This window comes from Fictibacillus nanhaiensis (assembly GCF_023715445.1).
GTDB lineage: Bacteria > Bacillota > Bacilli > Bacillales > Fictibacillaceae > Fictibacillus > Fictibacillus nanhaiensis_D.
This window is the reverse complement of the sequence record NZ_JAMBOD010000006.1, coordinates 123,213-139,437: the sequence shown is the minus strand read 5'-3', so window position 1 is coordinate 139,437 and position 16,225 is coordinate 123,213. Positions and strand designations below refer to the sequence as shown.

The following is a 16,225-nucleotide window of genomic DNA, read 5'->3' as shown; positions in this document are numbered from 1 at the left end:
ATAAAGTCTGGCTTTTTTAAAGCCTCTTATCTAAAAGATTGTTGCTTTTAATAGTTTTTTTAGAAGTCCTTCTTTGACAAGTTGATTGAAGTGCAAGGTGTGAGACTCCTGCGGGACAGTGGGACAGGTGAGACCCCGTCAGTGCAAAGCGATAGGGAGGCTCACCTTACCCCTCGCGGAAAGCGAGCATCCTGAAACGGAAATCAACCTCTTTCAAGAACAACCAAGTATGCGAAAACATCCTTTTAATAACATCTAAACGGTAAGATGTGTCTTTGCTATGTTCGGATTGTACCTTTATAATCAAGAGATGACTCTACCTGAGGGAGGCAAGAAAAGTTTTGATACAAAAAGCAAAGCAAATGCTAGAGTTGCATTACGGTTATTCTTCATTCCGGAATGGACAAGAGCAAGCGATACAATCGGTTTTAGCAGGTGACGATACCCTTTGTGTCATGCCGACAGGCGGAGGGAAATCGATCTGCTATCAGATCCCTGCCCTTGTTTTTGAAGGAACAACAATTGTTATCTCTCCTCTAATTTCATTAATGAAAGATCAGGTTGATACATTATTGCAGTTAGGAATCTCCGCAGCCTTTATCAACAGTTCAATTTCAGCGGGTGAAACAAGAGACCGCATCGAGAAGGCGAAGCGCGGAGAGTATAAACTTTTATATATTGCGCCAGAAAGACTTGAATCCTATGACTTTATGGATCATTTGAAACAAATCGATATTCCTTTAGTGGCAGTGGATGAAGCGCACTGTATCTCGCAATGGGGTCACGATTTCCGGCCGAGCTACCAGCGCATTCAGAGAATGATAGGGTATCTGCCGAAGCGGCCGGTTGTTCTTGCGCTTACGGCAACGGCTACACCAAAAGTCCGCCAGGATATTTGCTGGTCGCTTGATATCGATGAAAACAAAACCGTTTTAACAGGATTCGAGCGTGAGAATCTTTCTTTTTCGGTAATCAAAGGACAAGACCGTCTATCATTCTTAAAAGATTTTATTAAAAAGAACGAAAAAGAAGCGGGAATTATCTATGCGGCTACAAGAAAGACCGTTGATCAGCTGTACGAGCATCTGAAAAAAAGCGGAATCAACGTTTCACGGTATCATGCGGGTATGAACGACAACGAGCGGATGGAGCAGCAGGAGCAGTTTCTGCAGGATGAATCTTCTGTAATGGTCGCGACATCTGCGTTTGGTATGGGGATCGATAAGTCCAACATCAGATATGTTATTCATTTTCAGCTGCCGAAAAATATGGAGAGCTACTATCAGGAAGCTGGCCGTGCTGGCCGTGACGGACTTCCGAGTGAATGTATTTTGCTATATTCCTCTCAGGACGTTCAAGTGCAGCGATTCTTGATCGACCAGTCGAGTGAAGCTGACCGGATCTCGCAGGAACTTGAAAAACTTCAGCTGATGGTGGATTACTGCCATACGGAGAGCTGTCTGCAAAAGATGATTGTACGTTATTTCAGTGATGAAGAAATACCGCCATGCGGACGCTGCGGCAATTGTACCGATTCACGCGAAAGTATTGAAGTAACGAGAGAAGCGCAAATCGTACTGTCTTGTATCGTACGAATGGGGCAGAAAAGGTTCGGCAAAATAATCATCGCTCAAGTGCTCACTGGTTCTAAAAATAAAAAAGTGCTGGAGCTGCAATTTCAAAGGCTTCCAACATACGGAATGATGAAAGAAAAGAGCATTAAAGAGGTCACCGATTTTATTGAATTCTTTATCTCACAAGAACTGATTGCGGTAGAGCACGGTTCCTTCCCGACTCTTTATATAAAAGAAAAAGGGAAAGCGGTTCTTTTAGGCAAAGAAACGGTAATGCGAAAAGAAGCTGTACAGACGAAGCAAGTGGCAAACGACGATCCATTGTTTGAAGAGCTTCGAATGGTCCGAAAGGCAATCGCAGAAAAAGAAAATGTTCCTCCGTTTGTTATTTTTGCGGATACGGCGTTAAAAGATATGTGCATGAAACTGCCGGAGACGAAGAAAGAGTTTTTAACAGTTACAGGAGTTGGCCAAAATAAACTGGAGAAGTATGGTGAACAGTTTATCGAGGCAATTCTGGAGTTTTTAGTACAGAACCCAGAGCGAAAAGAAAATGCAGTGAAGGGGTCTGTCCCCGGGACAGACCCCATTAAGAAAAAGCTGACACCAAATTCTCACCTTGAAACATACACGTTTTATAAAGAGGAAATGTCGGTTGAAGAAATAGCAGAACATCGGAACTTAGCAGTGAGTACGGTGGAAAGCCACCTTATTCAATGCATGCAGGAAGGGATGGACGTTCATATGGAAGACCTCATTCCAGATGAATACATCGCCGAAATTGAAAGTGCCATCCAACAGGCTGGCGGAGAAAAGTTAAAGCCGATCAAAGAATTGCTTCCTGATGAAGTAAGCTATTTTATGATTAAAGTGTTTTTGCTTCAAAATGAGAATGGGAAACGGGTGACATTATGAAAAAGAACGTCCGGTTAAAAGTGAAACCTTCATATGTGAAGGGCTTAAAAGCAGGCTATCCTCTTATTACAGAGGACGCTGTTCAAAATATCAGTAATGTGAAAGAAGAAGGAACAATCATCGAGCTTTTTGACGACAAAAACGTGTTTCTTGGAAAAGGGTACTATGGAAAGCAAAACAAAGGCCGAGGTTGGGTTCTAACTCAAAATTCTCAAGAAGTGATCGATCAAAGTTTTTTTGAAAAGAAAATAAAGAAAGCGATCGATTACCGTGAAGCACTTTACAACGATTATGAAACGACTGCATTTCGTGTTTTTAACGGTGAAGGAGACGGAATCGGCGGACTGACGATTGATCATTACAACGGTTATTACGTTCTTACTTGGTACAGTGAAGGAATCTATGCGTTTAAAGATGAAGTGATCGAGTCTCTTAAAAACGTCGTTAAGGTAAAAGGCCTGTATGAGAAGAAGCGTTTTGCCGTAAAAGGAAAATATATCGATGACGATGATTTTGTTGAAGGTGAACAAGCACCAAGTCCTTTAATCGTCAGAGAGAATGGTATCCATTTTGCCGTTTACTTAAATGATGGCGCAATGGTCGGGGTTTTCTTAGATCAGCGAGACGTTCGGAAAACGATTCGCGACCGTTATGCAAAAGGAAAGACAGTGTTAAATACATTCTCATATACAGGGGCATTCTCAGTAGCGGCTGCTCTAGGCGGTGCTGTAAAAACAACGAGTGTGGACTTGGCAAATAGAAGCAGAAGCAAAACGCAGGAGCAGTTCAGTGTGAACGGTCTGGAATATGAAGACCACGATATTATCGTAGAAGACGTATTTAATTACTTTAAGTATGCGGTTCGAAAGCAGCTTTCGTTTGATCTCGTTATCTTGGACCCGCCTAGCTTTGCCCGGTCTAAGAAGCATACGTTCAGTGCAGGCAAGGATTATCCAGAGCTATTGGCACAAGCCATTCAGATTACCGAGAACAATGGTGTTATTGTGGCATCTTCTAACTGCAGTACGTTCAGTATGAAAAAATTTAAAGAATTTATTGCTTCAGCCTTTGAACAAACAGGCGGCACTTATGAAATCTTAGAAGATTTTAAGCTGCCTCAAGATTTCAAGACACATAAAGAGTTCAAAGAAGGAAACTACCTGAAAGTTGTCTTTATTAAAAAGTTAGGTTAAGTACGCGGAGGGATCTCTATGAATAAACATCGCCGCATTTTGATTATGACCTCAGTGGAAGCTGAACGGGATGCGATTTTAAGAGGAATCGGAACGGATTCGAGGATAGATATTATCCTCGCAGGCGTTGGTCCTATTTCTGCTGGTATCCAAACAACAATAGCATTGGCAGAGGACAAATATGACCTCGTCATTAATATGGGGATTGCCGGCGGATTTGTAGGTAAGGCAGAGGTTGGTTCACTCGTGGTCGCAAACGAAATCGTTTCTGCTGATTTAGGTGCGGAATCGCCAGAGGGATTTATCACATTGGACGAGCTGGGTTTTGGAGCTTCGACCCGTGTGAAGACCGATGGAGAATTGGTTGAGGTTTTACTAGAAGCAATAAAAGAAGCAGGAATATCAGTTTGTGCGGGAAACATTTTAACGTTATCAACTGCAACGGGGACAGCAGAAACAACGTCTAAGCTACAGCTGCGGGAACCTGGTGCATTGGCTGAAGCTATGGAAGGGTACGGAGTGGCGATGGCAGCGAAAGAGTTTGGTGTGCCAGTTTTAGAGGTTCGCTCCATCTCTAACCCGATCGGTCCGCGAGATCGTTCTGCTTGGCGGATTAAAGAAGCATTAGTTACACTGGAATCAGCCAGTAAAGTTATCGTGGAGGTTTTGTAATGAGTAAAATGAGTATTGCTTTTTCTCCTTGTCCCAATGACACGTTTGTTTTTCACGCTTTGGTTCATGGTTTAGTTCCGGGTGCACCTGAATTCGATGTTACATATGCAGATATTGATATTACGAACGGATTAGCTGCTCGGTCAGATAAACTTGATATTTTAAAAGTTTCGTATGCAGCACTGCCATGGGTGCTGGATAAGTATGCGCTTATTCCATGCGGCGGTGCACTTGGAAGAGGATGCGGTCCGCTTGTTTTAGTGAACGAGTCCGGAGAAGTTACTCCTGAAATGCTATCTGGAGCTAAGGTTGCTGTTCCGAGCGAACGTTCCACTGCCTATCTATTGTTCCGTTTGTGGGCAGCCCAAAATGTACCTGGGGGTGTTGGCGAAATCATCGTCATGCCATTTAATGAGATCATGCCTGCAGTTAAAGAAGGCCGCATTGATGCTGGCCTTGTCATTCATGAAGCACGTTTTACGTACCAAAACTATGGATTAAATCTATTAGCAGATATGGGGAGCTGGTGGGAAGAAGATACAGGTCTGCCGATTCCATTAGGCGCCATTATCGCACGCCGTTCACTAGATTTAGAGTCTATTACGAAGTGGATTCGAGAATCTGTTGAGTATGCTTGGCGCAACAGTAAAGCTTCAAGAGAATATGTTATGCAGCATGCAAGCGAGCTTTCTCCAGACGTGGCGCAGTCCCACATCAATCTGTATGTGAATGATTTTACTGGTGATCTTGGAGATAAAGGCTATGAAGCTATTACAACGCTCTTGAACCGAGCCGGGGAAGAGGGCATCGTTCCCAAGAAGGACTATACGAGTCTATTAAAATAGCAAGTGGACAAATTAATCTGGAAAGTGGATAGAAAAAATCCGAGAGTGGACAAAAAAATCCAAAAGTGGACAAATTATCTAGAGAACTCGACAGATTATCTTGATTAACCACTTGCCCCACTCGCGCATACCTTATAACAAGCAGGAAAATCTGTTAAGAGGAGGCGCAATATGTCTAATACAAATGTGTTAACATTGATTGGTGCTTTATTAGCTGGTTATTTTCTACTTGGATTGCCGTTAGGCGGAACATTTTTAGCGGCATTTGGTCCGGCGATCAAAATTATCGCTATTCTAACGGTTCTTGTGTTTGCAGCTGTATTGATTTATAAAGGCATACTGAACTTATTAGGGAAACATTAGTGTATATAAAACAAAACCCGCTGACGTCAGCGGGTTTTGTTATTCTGCGATCAATTCTTTTAGTTCTTCTGTCATCTTCTCTACGAGTTCTGGGCGTCCGTGAAACTGAGCCGGTGTGTTTTGAAAAAGCTTAATAAACCAGCTTTCCCCTTCTTTTACCGCAACAAGCGTATGATGTGTATTCAGTTCAGGAGAGAGATCTGTTTTTCCAATGGGCACCATTCCGGCAATGGCTCGGAGGATCACAGCATTATCACTTAAAAAAGAAATACTTTTTACTTTACCGTAATAAGGGGGAGTCGGAAAGTTTTCAAATATGGGACTTAAATGTGAATAGATTTCATCCCGTCCGATTGCCTGACTTCCATCATAGCCAATCATCTCAGCATCTCCGGTAAAATGATCGGCCATCCCGCGTGCATCCCGATCATTCCAAGCACTCAAAAAACGGTGATAAAGATCTTGAACAGATTTGCCTTCTGCAGAGTTCATAGACAATCCTCCATATGTAAAATTCATTTCTTACCCTCATCATAACAAAAAACAGTCACCATTCAAAAATGGTGACCAATCCATACATTTATTTTTGTCGTGCAGCAGCTCTTTTTTCTATTTCCACATTTAACTGCTGCAAAATGGCATCGATTTTCTTAAAGTCCATGGCTGCCACATAATATTTCTCTAATTCATCATGCTTTCGTTTTGCTTCTGCTAAAAAGCTGATGGCTTCCTTCATTTTTTCTGAATACCGCCAGCTTATCACCTTCAACTCAGCTGCATATTTTTCATCCGTACCAGGTGTGATTGTTTTTGCATACATATCCACAATCGAATCACCAGAACGTTCTGGAAAGTATTCATGCGGTGCCGTGCTGTCAAAGATAGCAAAGCCTAACTCTCTCACAATAATCATATCAAGACTATTGGGGTCGAATCCGCAATGATAGATTTCAACATCGTAACCTGATGCTTCTGCATTGGCGGCAAGTTTTTTCAATAAAGTAGATTTCCCTGATCCTGGACGCCCTTTAATCAAATATCTTTCTTTCAAGCCTTCCGTTAAGTTTGGAACGAAATCGACGGCACCCTTTGGAGTAGCTGCTCCTAAAAAGCGGTGATAAACCTTTGCTTGTTTGTTTACTTTTTTCGAAAAAAAGTTGTGCATCAGTTCATCTGTCAGCTCATTCGCCTTATTATAGTCCATATTCTCGATATAAATCTTTTCCCATTCGTCGTGAACAAGTAATGCTTCGTGGAAAATAGAATATGCTGTTTGAAAATCAGCTGAGATTTCTTCAGAAAGCTGTAGGATTTCGTTCTTTTTTTCCGCCAACTTATCAGAATCCCAAGCCTGACCTAAGTTAACATACTCTTCAATAGCACCTGGAGCTTTAGGTTCGATCACATGCGGTGAAGTCCCATCAACGATTCCAACCTTTAAATCACGAAGGATAACCCCATCAATGGAACCATTGTCAGAAGCGCAATGAATGTATTCAACATCATACCCTTCCTCGTGCCACTTTTTCCCGATGGCTTTCATCAGGGTAGACTTGCCTGTTCCAGGTCCGCCCTTCAGGATAAAAAGACGTTCAAGACCATTAAGATTAGAATCAAATAAGTTATGAAAACCCCTTGCCGTATTCCCGCCCGCGTAATAATTTAGTGTTTTAGCAGTCAATTAAAAACACTCCTCTTCCGAATAGTTGTGTTTCTAAAGGCATATTATGTAAGGGGATTTGAATAGGTGAAAGCCTATGAAAAGAGTTTAATAATTAAATTGTTGAAATATGATGAAACAAAAAGAAATTTTACGAAAGAAGAAGTATGCCAATCAAAAGGGGAATAAAAACACCTCAAACAACATAATATTGATTATTCTGAATATTTAAAATAACTTCAGAATAGGTTAATATGTAGTTAACAAATAAAACACAACCTTTACAAGGAAGGCGTGATTCCAATGACGCAAGTAAGCGAAGCATATCAAATCACATCCAGGTAGAGATCAGCCCGTGAAAACTGATTTCGAGATGTGTGGATATGTGGGGACGCGCAAATACACATTCGGAAAGAGGATGATTCCAATGACGTATGTGAGCGAAGCATGCTAAGATCATGTTGCAGATGAAAATAGCCGGTGAAAACTATTTTCGCAGCGTGTGGGCGTGTGGGAATCTACCAGAGTGAAGGAAAAATATTGATCTAATGCAAGGCAATTGATTGAACGAACAATTAATTGAAGTCTAGTTATGGGACAAATAACTAGCATTTGTGTATTAGTAAGAAAGGACAGAAAGTTTAAGTGAATATTGTGAGTTTAAGCTAAAGGCGCTGTTTATGTGATATATACATATTCAGCGTCTTTGTTTTGTTCAGATCATACATAAGTTACAATGGCTTTATAGAAACATACAACGGTTAGGGGAGATAAATTTGCTGCTTTCTAATATTGAAAAATACATAGATATTACAATACTTAATCGCGGTCTTCAATACTATGAAAGTGGCCGTGTAGAAGATCTTGACGAGATAGTCCCAGGTCAATATGAAGCGACAGTAAATGGAACAGAAGATTATTTTGTGGAAGTTTCATTAGAAGAAAATAAAATTGTAGAAAGCTACTGTGATTGTCCTTATGATTATAGTGAGATTTGTAAACACCAGGTTGCTGTATTTTACGCCTTAAAAAATCAACAACAAGATTTACCGAAACAACAAGATTTAAAAATACAGCTTAAAGGGTTTAAAAAGGATGAACTGATTGAACTAATTATGGATATAGCAAATGGAAATAAAAATATAAAAAATCAGCTTTTATTTTCGTTGGCTAAGCCATCAGATGAAATAAACACATCTGAAAAGCTAATTAAAGAATATATAACAAAAGCTAAAGTTCATGGTTTTATCCATTATGATCAGACTGAGGAAGCAACTGCCGGTGCACAGCAAGTTCTGTATAAGGCAAAAGAAAAAATAAGTAAACAAGAAATTGAACTTTCGGTAAAGCTGAGCATTCTTGTTCTTTCCTATATAGTCGATATGATTTCATATTGTGATGATTCAGCTGGATCAGTCGGACAAACAATACATGAAGCCATATATACGATTCAAGATGCTGTTCAAAATGGAATAGATTTTTTATCTGCATCGGAACAAAATAAACTATTAAAATTGATTTTAAAGGAAGCGCTTCACAAAAGATATCAAGAAGTGAACGATGAATGGAGTTATGATCTTATAAGAGCGTGTATTCCTCTTAGCAGTAATATTGAAAATAGAAATATTATTGAAAATGCACTATCCAACATCCTGAATTCCATGTCAAAAAATAGTTGGAACTACGAATATATTAAATCAATTCAATTAGAGGTTATTGAACAGAATAATAGCAATGAAGACGTTGAAAAATTTATTTTTGATAACATTCAAATAAGTGAGTTTAGAGAAAAAGCTATTAAGAATTACTTGCAAAAATCTCAGTACGATAAAGCTGTGCAGCTTTGTTTAGATGGAGAGAAGGAAGACAAGAGCAAAACGGGGTTAATAATAAAATGGAAAAATTACAGATATGAAGCTTATGAAAAAATGGGTGAGACAATAAGACAAAGTAAACTCGCTAAAGAACTTTTGCTTCAAGGTGAATATAGATATTTTGAAATTTTAAAACGTTTAACACCTCAACAACAGTGGAAAAAACTTTTTCAAAAAATTCTTTCGGATTTGAAAAACTCACGAATATATGTGGAAATTTTAATCGATGAAAATCAAACAGATTTGTTGTTAGAATACTGTAAAGAAAACCCTTATGAAATTATAAGTTTGTACCCCTATATCATTAAAGAACATTTTGATGCAGTATCCTCTTTATTTAGAGAGTATTTAAACATCATGGCAGACGGAGTGTCTGATCGTCGAGGGTATAGAAGAGTATGCAAAGAATTAAAGGTTTATAAAAAAGCTTGTGGAATGGAAAAAGTTAATGAAATAAAAAGTGAACTGCAGGTAAAATTTAAGCAACGTCCAGCTTTTATCGATGAGCTGAGCAAAATAAAGTAATTGTAACTCACCTCGTCTTTTATACGAGGTGGGTTTTTTTATAAATATACGCCTCAAGTCTTAGAACACATTACACCTTGGAGCTATGGTTATTTTAGGAAGGTTTCTATAAGGTAATACTAGAAACATATTATAGGTAAACTTTTTTATTGGAAAACGAAACTCTGAAACTTGTACTTTCGTATAAATAAAAAAGAGTTTATGTCAGGAGTCGATTACAATGAACGGATTTTTAGCCTTTTTTATCCGCATGTTTGTTGCTATCCCATCCTCCATTGGGGTTTGGCTGGCAAGTATTATTGCGTATGACCAAACATATCTCATGTCATCAGGTATCGCCGTTGCCGGGGGAGCGGCTGCATATACAGCAACCGGGCTTCTTCAGAAGCAGCGGTTTCTTAATAGCCAACAATTATCGAGAAGAGAATATAAATACATCAAGAAAAATTTAGATGAAGCCAGACCTAAGATTTTCAGACTTTCAAAAGCATTACTTTCCGTTCGTGATCTTCCTACTTTGAAGCAAAGAGCTGAGCTGGTTCGCGTTGTCAGAAAGATACAAAGTTTAACTCAAAAAGAACCTCGCCGTTTCTATCTTGCGGAACAGTTTTATTTTTCGCATTTGGATTCTGCCGTGGAACTTACGGAAAAATATATGTTTTTATCGTCACAGCCTAGGAAAAGTAAAGAACTGACGACATCGCTTGTTGAAACGAAAAGAACACTCGATGAGTTAAAAGAATACATCGAAAAGGATTTATACCAAGTTTTGTCAAATGATATAGAAGACCTACATTATGAGATCGATGTAGCGAAGTATTCGATTAAATCATTGAAAGAATCACAATCCATTAAAAAGGCAGGAGATATACATGAAAGAAAATAATGCGCCGCTTTTTAACAATACAGATGAACCCGCAAATTTGATGGATGACTTGCTGGCTAATCCTTTTGGTGAGAATAAAGAGTCAAATATAACTGCTGAAGAAAATAAGCAAATCAGACTGATAGATGTTCTGCCTGAAGAAAATAAAGAAAAAGCGTATCAGCTTGCAAAACAGATCGACCCGACGAATCACCAGACGATGATTACGTACGGAGCACCTGCACAAGCGAAGCTGCATTCTTTTTCAAACACGATGCTGGAACATGTGAAGAAAAAGGATACCGGTCAGATCGGCGAAATCATCGGGGACTTGATGAGGAAGCTTCAAGATGTAAACCCGGAAGAACTGAAGTCCACAAAGCCAACGCTAATTGGCCGTATGTTTGGTAAAATTTCGGGATCTGTTCAAGAAGTGCTTTCCAAGTACCAAAAGACGGGAGCTCAAATTGATCGTATATCCGTTAAGCTGGACGGCAGCAAAAATGTCCTCATGTCTGATATCGTGATGCTTGAAAAACTGTATGAGAACAATAAAGAGTACTTCCAAGCGTTAAATGTCTATATTGCCGCGGGAGAGTTGAAGCTTGATGAACTAAATCAGGTAACCATTCCTGAGATGAGAAAAGTGGCAGAACAAACGAATGACCAGATGAAATTTCAGGAAGTAAACGATATGGTTCAGTTCGCGGACCGCTTGGATAAACGTGTACATGATTTAAAACTAAGCCGTGAGATTACGATTCAAAGTGCACCGCAAATCCGCTTGATCCAAAACACGAATCAAGCACTCGTTGAGAAGATTCAGTCGTCGATTATGACAGCTATTCCGCTTTGGAAAAACCAAGTAGCGATTGCGCTGACGCTGATCAGACAACGAAATGCAGTAGAGGCACAAAAACAGGTTTCCAAAACTACGAATGAACTTTTATTGAAAAATGCGGAAATGCTTAAAACCAACACGATTGAGACAGCAAAAGAAAATGAACGCGGCCTGATCGATATCGAAACGCTGAAGAAAACGCAAGAAAACCTATTATCAACACTCGAAGAAACTCTGCGCATCCAAGAAGAAGGCCGAATGAAACGCCGTCTCGCGGAAGAAGAGCTCGCAACGATGGAAATTGGATTGAGGCAGAAGCTGCTTGAGATTAAAGGAGAATAATTGAAAGAAGGGGTTGGCCAAAAGGACACATAAAGTGATCTTTTGGTCAGCCTCTATTGTTTTTTTAATAATTTTTAAGAGTTTATGCCAAAAAATTAAGACAGAGTGGATGAACTGACAATTTTTTGAAGGATTTTGTAAGGTGGAAGGTTTGTGCGTGAAAATGAGGAGACACGGAGTGAAACCGTTTTCGCGTAAACTTTGTTGCCATGTAGGTAATTTGAGCGAAAAAGGGATATTTTGAGCGAAACTAAAGGTAGTTTGAGCGTAGCGAGAAAATCTTGAGCGTAACTCGGCGTTTTTGAGCGAAACCTCAATGAGTCTGAGCGAACGTGTAATAAATATAAGAACACTTACCGTAAAACGCACCATGTAAAAAAATTCTCTAGACCCTAATAGAAAGAACCGACTCAAAGTATCAATATACGTTTGAGTCGAATCCTCTTTAACTTACGAAGCTTTCACTTCTACCTCATCTAATGCTGAAGGTTTATTGCTGAAGCTGCTTATAACTATTCCGACACCCGTACCAACAATAGCTGGAAGAATCCATTGTAATCCCATAGAGGATAGAGGAAGGATGTCTTTTAAAACTTGAACCGGACCTAAATCGATACCATATGCAAGTAAACCGTCCATCAAGGCAAATACACCTGTGAAAAGAACTGCACTGCCGTACACTTTTTTTGGATTTTTGAAGAAACGGTTAAAAAACGTAAGGGCAATTAATACGATTGTTAATGGATATGCTGTGACCAAAAACGGAACCGACACTTTAAGGATCTGGTTCAGTCCAAGGTTAGATAGAGTAAAGCTTACTAGTGTAACAAGTAAGACTACCGTCTTGTAGCTGACTTTCGGGATCAGATTTGAGAAGTACTGGCCGCAAGCTGTTGTTAATCCAACAACTGTAGTAAAACAAGCTAATGTAAAAATAAAACCAAGTAAGGCTGTTCCGCTTTCACCTAATAAAAGAGTGGAAGCTGATGAAAGAATATCCGTTCCATTTTCAAAAGAACCTGCTGCGGCCATCTTTCCGCCGATTAATCCCAAGCTGACATAAACCAGTGCAAGTAATGTTCCCGCAATCAAACCTGCTTTTAATGTGTAGCTTGTTAATTGCTTTCGATCCCGAACGCCTCTTTGCTGGATCGCTGTAAGAATGACAATCCCAAAAGCCAGTGCAGCAAGGGCATCCATCGTGTTATATCCTTCAATGAACCCTGTCGAAAAGGCTCCGGATTGATAGGTAGCAGATGGTGACTGAAGTGTAGCATCAAGTTTAACAAATCCTACTGCACATAGTACAACCATCGCTAAAAGTAAGGTAGGCGTAATCCAGCGTCCCATATACTTCTCCATTTTTGATGGATTCAGGCTGACCGCATAAACAAGTGCGAAAAAGGTAACCGTGAATAAAAAAAGAATAAGTGCTGCGTTAGAATTATTGCTCAAGAACGGTTTAAGACCCATTTCATAAGCGACGTTTGCGTTTCTAGGTATGGCCAGGAATGGTCCGATACTTAAATAGATCACTACCATGAAGACTGTGCTGAAAACCGGATGGACTCGATTGCCAATCGTTTGAACGCCTCCTTTTACAAGGGAAACGGCAAATAAGACGGCAAAAGGAAGTCCAACGCCTGTAACGATAAAACCAGCCATGGCGAGCCAGTAAGATGATCCTGCTTCTGCTCCCAAAAATGGCGGGAAGATTAGGTTTCCTGCTCCAAAAAACATTGAAAATAACATAAGTCCAATAAAAACGATGTCCATCTTTCTCATAAGTAATCTCTCCTTTTTTTGTTTTTGAACATAAAAAAACCCGTCCCTATAGCAGGGACGAGTTATTGCTCGCGTTACCACCCTAATTCCGCAGCTTAATAAAAAAGCTTGCGGCACTCAGTCAACGTACGATCATACGTGTTCCATTGTAACGGCGGACGACCCGTCAAAGCTTACATGTTCAGCTTTGCATCTCAGAGATGATTTTCGGATAAGGCCTGAACATCGGCTTTCACCAAGCACCGATTCTCTGGGGAACAGGGATCATATCTTACTCTTTCTCGTCATTGATTTTAATATTAATAGTAAATTTAGCATCAAGAAATAAAGAAGTCAATATGAATTTCTGAAATTTGATTAAGGGTATTTTACTATGCTATAAAATTAAGCCCATCATAACGGTGTTGCTATAAGCACCTCTAATACAATTATCTTTCTTCAACAATCCTTCCACTTCAAATCCTAACTTCTTATAAAGCTCAACCGCAATTGTATTACTTTCATTTGTAACGAGACTAACCTTTTTGGTTACCCCATTTTGTTTAGCCCAATCAATAAGGTCATTCATTAAGATTTTCCCTAATCCTAGTCCAGTGTACGTTTTAGAAATGACGATTCCAAGTGTCCCTACGTGTTTGGTTCGCTCTTTTTGTGAGGAATTAATGGTAGCAATACTGATAATTTCTGAATCAATGAGAGCCAGTAACATAATCGAATTTGGTTCTTTTGAAGTTGAAGTGATGTACTCTTCGTATTCCTGAAGCTCACGTTTAAATTCGTTTACTCCGAAGGAAAGGAAATCCGTTTCACCGCCAACTATATTATAAAAGTCGATCATGTTTTGGGCATCTTCTTTCGTTGCTTCTCTTATCGTCACTTCTATATTGTTTTTTAGGATAACGTTGTGCATCTATTTCAGCTTCTTTCACTTAAAGATTGTAAGTTAAATATAACCTATCATTCTATTCATGGTACAACCCTAATATTCATGATTTTTTTATTAAAATTTTTACAAAAAGGTAATGCAACTCCTTTTCCTTCGCATAGAATATGAGGATTTTATATTTCAGAAGGAATAGGAGAGAAGTAATGAAAACGAAAAAAATGATTATTGGCTTGCTCGTGTTTTGTTTTATGTTCTTTTTAGTGCAGCCGGCAAAAGCAGCAGCTTCTTCTTTTATCGTTATAAATAAGTCCACTAACCAGCTTGCGTATTTTGAGCATAATAAATTGTCTAAAGTGTTTAAGGTGGCAACGGGAAAACTGCCGTCCTACACACCAGAAGGTAAGTTTAAAATTGTAAACAAGATTACAAACAGGCCTTATTATACCGGTAATATACCAGGTGGAGATCCAAGGAATCCGCTGGGCAACAGATGGCTCGGATTGAATGCTAGAGGAACGTGGGGGACCACATACGCTATTCACGGAAACAATAACTCAGATTCCATTGGAAAATACGTAAGTGCAGGCTGTATCCGTATGTACAATAACGACGTTCAATGGCTGTACGCGAGAATTCCTGTAAATACACCAGTTGTGATTACGACTTCAAGTAAGACGTTTCCAGCACTTGCAGCAGCCAATGGATATAAAGTGACAAACGGTTCAACAGTACCAGTATTTTCGATTGTGAATCTGAAAAAGGGCAGCCGCGGAGCTGAAGTCATGGAGCTTCAACGTAGACTGACTAACTTAGGGTATAGTACTAAAGGAATCGATGGCGTATTCGGAGCTAATACAGATGCAGCCGTACGAAAGTTCCAAAAAGCGAAGAAGCTAACAGTAGATGGAATTGTAGGACCAGCGACGAAGAAGGCGTTGGGGATGTTTTAATTAAACAACTGTTTAAAAAAAGAGCTCATTTATGGGTTCTTTTTTGTCTATAATTAAACTATTTTGTAAAAATATAAACTTTTTTAGTTGTTAAATGGTAAAATTTAACTCATAAATGATTACCAGTTTGGAGGAATCAAGAATGAGTTATTTTTTATTAGCTACTGTTTTGGTTATTGCACTTACTCTTAAGTCCCCATCTGTTAAAGGGTATATTGGTGAAGTACTTGTTAACATCCAGCTTAAAAAGCTAGATCCAGCGAATTATATTTTATTAAGGGATGTTCTTTTAACAAAAAATAACGGTCAAACTACTCAAGTTGATCACATCATTGTTTCAATATTTGGGATTTTTGTAATTGAGACAAAGAACTACCAAGGTTTGATTTTTGGTAGTGAGAAAAGTCAGTATTGGACACAAGTAATATATAAGAAAAAACTAAGTTTTATAATCCAATTAAACAAAATAAAGGACATGTAAAGGCAATAAATGAACTTATTTCAGACCCCTCTGTACCTGTTAAATCCATTATTGCATTTAGCAATAATTGTAAGTTGAAGTTAGAATAAACAGAAACAAAAGTTGTGTATATAAAATATATATCAACAATTATTCGTAGTCATTTTCAACCTGTTATAACCCATTCACAAATGTATTCCATTGCGGAATTACTAAGGAAAGAAAATACCAAGGATAGAAGAATTAGAAAAGAGCATGTTCAGGCAATTAAAGCCGACCTTAGTGAAAAGAAACAACAAATCCTTCAAGATATCTGCCCCACATGCGGGAGTGCTTTGGTTAATCGAAAAGGAAAGTACGGTTACTTTAAAGGATGCAGCAATTATCCGAAATGCCGTTTTGTTAGTCGAGGGGCTTAGAGTGAAAACTTGGTATTTTTATCAATTAAACTTAAATTAAAAGACATATTACTGAG

The 16,225-nt window shown here is 39.1% G+C and carries 16 protein-coding genes and 1 other annotated feature; of the genes, 12 read left to right on the top strand and 4 right to left on the bottom strand.

Annotated elements, in window-relative coordinates; genetic code table 11:
* The first annotated feature begins 341 nt into the window (after positions 1-341).
* The 5 genes from recQ (at position 342) to M3196_RS16015 (ending at position 5,562) form a co-directional block, all read left to right on the top strand.
* Positions 342-2,489, top strand: coding sequence for a DNA helicase RecQ (gene recQ / locus M3196_RS16035; RefSeq protein ID WP_251323324.1), 2,148 nt, complete (start codon positions 342-344; stop codon positions 2,487-2,489).
* On the top strand, positions 2,486-3,682 hold the full coding sequence (locus M3196_RS16030; protein ID WP_251323323.1) for a class I SAM-dependent rRNA methyltransferase: 1,197 nt from the start codon (positions 2,486-2,488) through the stop codon (positions 3,680-3,682). The genes recQ and M3196_RS16030 overlap by 4 nt, the downstream gene beginning before the upstream one ends.
* Before the next feature lie 18 nt (positions 3,683-3,700).
* Positions 3,701-4,354 carry a futalosine hydrolase gene (locus M3196_RS16025; RefSeq protein WP_251323322.1) on the top strand — a complete coding sequence of 218 codons (654 nt, stop codon included), beginning with the start codon at positions 3,701-3,703 and terminating at the stop codon, positions 4,352-4,354.
* A gap of 8 nt (positions 4,355-4,362) precedes the next feature.
* Entirely contained in the window at positions 4,363-5,199 is an 837-nt protein-coding gene (locus tag M3196_RS16020; protein WP_251323401.1) for a 1,4-dihydroxy-6-naphthoate synthase, read from the top strand.
* Positions 5,200-5,370: 171 nt separating this feature from the next.
* Positions 5,371-5,562 carry a hypothetical protein gene (locus M3196_RS16015; protein ID WP_226537081.1) on the top strand — a complete coding sequence of 64 codons (192 nt, stop codon included), beginning with the start codon at positions 5,371-5,373 and terminating at the stop codon, positions 5,560-5,562.
* A gap of 39 nt (positions 5,563-5,601) precedes the next feature.
* On the opposite strand, the gene M3196_RS16010 is transcribed toward M3196_RS16015, so the two are convergent.
* Entirely contained in the window at positions 5,602-6,054 is a 453-nt protein-coding gene (locus tag M3196_RS16010; protein ID WP_425311020.1) for an SgcJ/EcaC family oxidoreductase, read from the bottom strand.
* An 88-nt stretch (positions 6,055-6,142) separates the two neighbouring features.
* The gene (locus M3196_RS16005; RefSeq protein ID WP_251323320.1) at positions 6,143-7,243 is read right to left on the bottom strand and encodes a PRK06851 family protein; all 1,101 of its coding nucleotides are present in this window, start codon (positions 7,241-7,243) and stop codon (positions 6,143-6,145) included.
* Between the two features lie 755 nt (positions 7,244-7,998).
* On the opposite strand from M3196_RS16005, the gene M3196_RS16000 reads away from it, so the two are divergent.
* The 3 genes from M3196_RS16000 to M3196_RS15990 all read left to right on the top strand — a co-directional run bounded on the left by M3196_RS16000 (position 7,999) and on the right by M3196_RS15990 (position 11,669).
* Complete coding sequence (locus M3196_RS16000; RefSeq protein WP_251323319.1) at positions 7,999-9,621, top strand: SWIM zinc finger family protein; 1,623 nt, start codon at positions 7,999-8,001, stop codon at positions 9,619-9,621.
* Between the two features lie 220 nt (positions 9,622-9,841).
* Positions 9,842-10,507, top strand: coding sequence for a 5-bromo-4-chloroindolyl phosphate hydrolysis family protein (locus M3196_RS15995; RefSeq protein WP_251323318.1), 666 nt, complete (start codon positions 9,842-9,844; stop codon positions 10,505-10,507).
* Positions 10,494-11,669, top strand: a complete 1,176-nt coding sequence (locus M3196_RS15990) for a toxic anion resistance protein (RefSeq protein ID WP_251323317.1) — start codon at positions 10,494-10,496, stop codon at positions 11,667-11,669. Before M3196_RS15995 ends, M3196_RS15990 begins: the two co-directional genes overlap by 14 nt.
* Positions 11,670-12,119: 450 nt before the next feature.
* Here the strand turns inward: M3196_RS15990 and brnQ are convergent, their stop codons facing one another.
* Together brnQ and M3196_RS15980 are read right to left on the bottom strand one after the other, a co-directional pair.
* Positions 12,120-13,454 carry a branched-chain amino acid transport system II carrier protein gene (gene brnQ / locus M3196_RS15985; protein ID WP_251323316.1) on the bottom strand — a complete coding sequence of 445 codons (1,335 nt, stop codon included), beginning with the start codon at positions 13,452-13,454 and terminating at the stop codon, positions 12,120-12,122.
* Between the two features lie 50 nt (positions 13,455-13,504).
* Positions 13,505-13,751: a binding site (T-box leader), on the bottom strand.
* Between the two features lie 79 nt (positions 13,752-13,830).
* The gene (locus M3196_RS15980) at positions 13,831-14,364 is read right to left on the bottom strand and encodes a GNAT family N-acetyltransferase (RefSeq protein ID WP_251323315.1); all 534 of its coding nucleotides are present in this window, start codon (positions 14,362-14,364) and stop codon (positions 13,831-13,833) included.
* Positions 14,365-14,543: 179 nt separating this feature from the next.
* On the opposite strand from M3196_RS15980, the gene M3196_RS15975 reads away from it, so the two are divergent.
* The 4 genes from M3196_RS15975 (at position 14,544) to M3196_RS22250 (ending at position 16,169) form a co-directional block, all read left to right on the top strand.
* Entirely contained in the window at positions 14,544-15,290 is a 747-nt protein-coding gene (locus M3196_RS15975; RefSeq protein ID WP_251323314.1) for a L,D-transpeptidase family protein, read from the top strand.
* A gap of 142 nt (positions 15,291-15,432) precedes the next feature.
* Positions 15,433-15,771 carry a nuclease-related domain-containing protein gene (locus tag M3196_RS15970; protein WP_251323313.1) on the top strand — a complete coding sequence of 113 codons (339 nt, stop codon included), beginning with the start codon at positions 15,433-15,435 and terminating at the stop codon, positions 15,769-15,771.
* Positions 15,747-15,860, top strand: coding sequence for a hypothetical protein (locus M3196_RS22255; protein WP_425311019.1), 114 nt, complete (start codon positions 15,747-15,749; stop codon positions 15,858-15,860). The genes M3196_RS15970 and M3196_RS22255 overlap by 25 nt, the downstream gene beginning before the upstream one ends.
* A gap of 81 nt (positions 15,861-15,941) precedes the next feature.
* Positions 15,942-16,169 (top strand): topoisomerase DNA-binding C4 zinc finger domain-containing protein, encoded by a 228-nt coding sequence (locus M3196_RS22250; protein WP_425311018.1) that lies wholly within the window; start codon positions 15,942-15,944, stop codon positions 16,167-16,169.
* Positions 16,170-16,225 lie beyond the last annotated feature (56 nt).